Source organism: Candidatus Binatia bacterium, from assembly GCA_036382395.1.
In the GTDB taxonomy this organism is placed as follows: Bacteria; Desulfobacterota; Binatia; order HRBIN30; family HRBIN30; genus JAGDMS01.
The window spans coordinates 1-4,617 of sequence record DASVHW010000038.1; the positions used below are offsets into that span (position 1 = coordinate 1).

At 62.6% G+C, this 4,617-nt stretch carries 5 protein-coding genes; 1 reads left to right on the forward strand and 4 read right to left on the reverse strand.

The features are described from left to right. Positions 1–707 precede the first annotated feature (707 nt). The 4 genes from VF515_02070 to VF515_02085 all read right to left on the reverse strand — a co-directional run bounded on the left by VF515_02070 (position 708) and on the right by VF515_02085 (position 3,454). Entirely contained in the window at positions 708–1,760 is a 1,053-nt protein-coding gene (locus VF515_02070) for an LLM class flavin-dependent oxidoreductase (protein HEX7406414.1), read from the reverse strand. Positions 1,761–1,825: 65 nt separating this feature from the next. Continuing rightward, positions 1,826–2,266 (reverse strand): nuclear transport factor 2 family protein, encoded by a 441-nt coding sequence (locus VF515_02075; GenBank protein ID HEX7406415.1) that lies wholly within the window; start codon positions 2,264–2,266, stop codon positions 1,826–1,828. A gap of 187 nt (positions 2,267–2,453) precedes the next feature. Next, positions 2,454–3,149, reverse strand: coding sequence for a YqgE/AlgH family protein (locus VF515_02080; GenBank protein HEX7406416.1), 696 nt, complete (start codon positions 3,147–3,149; stop codon positions 2,454–2,456). Beyond that, the gene (locus VF515_02085) at positions 3,146–3,454 is read right to left on the reverse strand and encodes an enoyl-CoA hydratase-related protein (protein HEX7406417.1); all 309 of its coding nucleotides are present in this window, start codon (positions 3,452–3,454) and stop codon (positions 3,146–3,148) included. The genes VF515_02080 and VF515_02085 overlap by 4 nt, the downstream gene beginning before the upstream one ends. Positions 3,455–4,206: 752 nt before the next feature. Here VF515_02085 and VF515_02090 point away from each other — a divergent pair. Further along, positions 4,207–4,617 (forward strand): hypothetical protein (locus tag VF515_02090; protein HEX7406418.1); only part of this gene is annotated, 411 nt, incomplete at its 3' end.

A 4,617-nucleotide genomic window follows, 5' to 3' on the forward strand; every position in this document is an offset into this window, starting at 1 on the left:
GCTTACTGATGAGATCGTTTCCCAGCAGGATCGACGTCGGTCGCTGCGGGCGCACCACGATAGCCGAACCGGATGCTTCGATATCGTCACCCAGATCCCGCTCTACAAACTCCCGCAGCTGTGCGTCGTTGCGTACGCGCGGGTTCTTCACCCTCAGAACCTTGCCCTTAGCAGTCCGTTGAACACCCCCACCCGATGCTTCGACGGGCTCATCCTTCGACAAGCTCAGGAGAGCGGTTCCCCGCCCCGACTTTCCATACGTTTTCCGCTCACCCTGAGCCTGTCGCGGGGGGTTCTCCTGCTTTTTCAACGGGCCCTTAGTTCTCGACTGCCTTTGCATAGAGCTGCCTCTCCTTTCGAGCCATTGGCCGGCAGCTTCGGCATAGCTACAGCACAGCTATAGCTCAACCACGATCTCCGGGCTCGCGAACAGAGTAAAGACGGGAGAAATCCTTTTACTTCCGACTCATCAGCCCCACGCGGTTCAAGATGATCCTCGTCATGATCAAAGCGTAGGTACCGGCTGCATGATCTCGACTACAATCGCCGCTGGATGACCTGGTCGCGTTCGTCAGTACCATCCGCGAATACGCCACCGACGTGTGGGGTATTCAGCCCGTGTGCGCGAGTCTCTTCCACGACGATCCCGCAACAAGATTCAGGCAAGAGCGGTCCGCTGGAACACGCGGTCGCGCAACGGCGGTGCGTTACACTTTCTCGATCACCCGCACCCAGTCGTCCAACGCTTCCTCATGCCCCGGAACAAGTTGGATGGTCCATTGCCGGTAACCAGCATCCCGCAGGGCGCGGAGTTTTTCGACCAGCACATCGCGGCTACCAGTAAAGGTGAAGTCACGGATCAGGCCGGCCGTGATCAGCGGCTCCTCTTCCGGTCGGAGGAACAGGAGGTGGCCGCGGTGGAGTGTCAGGTAGCGCGCGTCCGCAGGCTCGTACGTCTCGTAAATCTTGCGGTACTTCGCGAGCAGCGGGTCGATCTCGGGACCTAGTCCGCCGGGCAATCGGCGCTCCACCAACGCGTGAAGCATGACAGCAGCGAGCGGGCCGGCCTGGGCTTTGACGCGCGGACTATCGTACGGCTCACCGTCGCGCAGCACGCAGCCGAGAGTGAATCCCGTCGTGTAGCAGCTCGCCACATCCCTGCCTGCTGACCGCCATTCCGCCAGCATGGCTTCGACGTCCACCACCGCCGCGGGGAGTGCGAAGAGGAAATTCATCCACCCATCTGCAATGTGGGCGGTAAGCTTTCGCGCCTTCGGCCCCATGGCGGACAGATGCAGCGGGATGGGATCACGGACATTGATCAGTCCGATCTCCGGATTGAGGAACTGGATTTTCCTAGGCTTCCCTTCACTCTCCCATTCGACCCGCTCACCCGCCAGCAACGCCCGTACAACACGCACGTACTCCGAAAGCTCGGCCAGCTTTATTGGGCCAAGCCCCATGGTGTGACGACCGGTGAAACCGGTGCCGACCCCAAAGACGATCCGTCCCGGCGCCAGCTTGTTGAGCGAGGCCAAGGCGTTCGCCGCCACCGGCGCGATGCGGTTCGAGGGAATGAGGACGCCGGTGCCGAGGCGGATCCGGGAAGTATGCACGGCAGCAGCCGCCATGGCCACGAAGACGTCGGCACAGAGCATCTGGGTGTCGTAAAACCACGCCTGCGAGAAGCCCAGTTCCTCCGCTCGCTTCGCCAGCTTCCACGAGTCAGCACTGGCCGCGAGCGCGATCCCATAGTCCATTTCTTCACCTCTACCGTGCCATCAGTTGCCGACTATCGAGGCGTCCGCCGGGGCTCTGGCTCCCGCTAGATGAGGCTGAACTTGAGGTGATAGCGCAGGTCACCCATGAGATCGATGAAGATCAGGCGATCCGTGAAGCACCAGACCCCGTCGATGCGGGCGAAGCGGTCGTGGTAACGCCCGGCGATGATGATCTGGAGTGGCAGCTCGGGACGCGCCTGCAGCACGGTGTAATACGAGCGGGTGGTCGCCGTCTTGCCGCTCTCGTCCACCTCGATGATCAGGTTGGTGGTGACGTGCTTGGTGCACGGCTTGCCATCATAGAGCATGGCAGAGTTGCGGTAGAGTTCCAGGATGTCATCGGTGCCACGAAATGCACCGTCAAAACCATCGTTGCGCAAGGTCGCATGCGCAAACAAGCCGGCAACCCCCTCGAGATCGCCGGCGTCGAGGCGTTCCGCGTATGTGTAAATGAGGTTAGCAATTGCGTCGCTGTCGGTAGCCATGCGGCCGCAATACACCGTCGCCACGGGCAAGGAAAGCGCACACAGTCGACGGCCGGCTAGATCGTTTCGACGAGATCGCACCGGCCGGGCCGGTCGAGTGGACGCGCAGCAACAAGCATACGGCTATGCGTCACATGCCCGTGACGCTTCGCCGGCGGCGCCTGAAATGACCCTCTGCCGTTCGGATTCAGTGGATTGACAGAGCCACCCGCTGCTCGTCTTGCCCGCGTGCCCACTCGACGGAGAAGCGATCGAGAAGCTTGCGCCAGACGTCGGACGGCGTCGTGTCGAAGATGGCTGCGGCATCGGCAGGGGCTACGAGCCAGTCGCCTCGGCCGATTTCTTGGTCGAGTTGCCCTGGACCCCACCCGGCGTAGCCCACGTACGCACGCAGCCGCTCCGTCTTCCCGGCCTGGCCCACTACCTCGCGTAGCGCCCTCATGCTGCCGCTGGCGTAGACATCCCCGAAGATCAACTGCGAGTCCGTGAGGCGCGTCCGAGAACGCGCGAGCAGTAGCATGGTGTTCACCGCCACCGGCCCGCCCATGAACACCCGGTCGGGCCGATCGCGCAGTTCCTTGATCTTCGGCAAGGCGGTGGCCAGGCGCACGCCCGTGGGGCGGTTGATGATGACGCCCATCGACCCCCGCTCACTGTAGCTGAGTAGCAGTATCACCGCCTCGGCGAAGTTGGGATCGCGCAGGCTGCGTTTGGCGATGAGAAACCGGCCCGTCGCGGGCTTGGTCGGCGAGAGCGCCTCACCCTGCCGAGCCGCGACAGCATCAGGTGCCCGCAGGCAACGATCCGACCGGCCAGGACACAGCCCCGTCGGCCCGGGAGTGCACAGCGAGCTGAGCAGAACACACAGTAGCGGAACGGTCATATCAACGTCAGACTCCGGTCCGATCTCGTCGATCGGTACGCTGCCGTCCTCAGCGGCGTTGGAGGTTCGGTTTGCGCTTCTCCTTGAAGGCGCGCGGACATGCGTGCAGTGACGTCGATTCCCGGATCCGTGTTCCCGCCGGCCCCGGTAAGGATGATGCAACGGACGTCATCCTTCGTCGACGCCTCGACGAAGGCGTCGTACATGCGTACGAGCATGGCGCCCGAGGGCGCATTCATACGCTCTGGACGGTTCAAAGTAACCACCAACACATGGCCTTCACGTTCGACGATCGCGTCAGGCATAGGCTGTAACCTATGACGTCCGTGCGGGCTGATGCAATACCAACCGCTTTAGAGGCACGCACTCCGGCTGCGGGTGCATTTCCTTGGTACTTCCCATCAAGCACTCACTTTGGTAGCTCTTGCCTCTATGTGGGTGCGGTTTGGCACGCGTGCGCGCACTGTAGCCATGCTGCTGGCGGCGCTGATTACACTGAGCGCAAGCCACGTCACCAACACGTTCACCCGGCCCTGTGCCGGTCGCTGCCCGCCGGGCTGCCCGATGCACGCACGTGGCATCGGCTGCCATCACAGAACCGAGACGAAGGTCGCAGCAACCTGCAATCATTGCCACGGCCAGACGACGCGAGGCCCCGGTCTCCGTTCCGCTGGCTGCAAAGGCGGTCCCGACGACTTCACGGCACCGGACCAACCCGCGCTTCTCCCAGACGCGGATGGCGGGACAGTTCTCCGAGTTTGGAGTTGGCTTATCCCTCCGCCACCGACGGTGCAAACCGTGACGGGCGACCCACCGTTCCACCCGCCTCCCGCTCCCCTTCAACAGCGTCTCTGACAGCTGAACAAGACTTCATCGCTCCCGCACGTGAGGCGGCGCGAACGCGCCTGCGCCACGGCATCAGTGCAACCACCGCTGCCGTGAGCACTCAGGGGCAGACTGCATTCGCTCGGACGGTGGGAGAAAGAACGGTTAGAAGGGAGACAAAATGACACGAAGCGCATCCGCACTCCTGCGAGCCCTCTCTGGCTGCGCCAGGATGGCATGCTTACTCTTGGCGCTGGGCACCCCCATGCAAGCACACGCCTGCGATCTGTGCGCAATCTACACTGCGACCGAACAGCGGGAGAGTCGCACCGGCATCCGGGTGGGCGTTGCCGAGCAGTTCACCAGCAGCAACACACTGCAACAAGGCGGCGAGAAGGTCGACAACCCGGCCGGGCAACGCCTCAACAGCTCGATCACGCAGTTCCTCGTCGGATATAACTTCACCCCACGCATCGGCCTACAACTGAACCTCCCCCTCATCACGCGCGCCTTTCGCCGCGTAGAGGGCATGGATGTTGTCAACGGTGACGAAAGTGGAATCGGCGACCTGTCACTCATCGTCAACGGGGAGGCTTACCGTGACGTGACGGAGGATAGCGTCATTCGGCTATCGCTCCTCGGC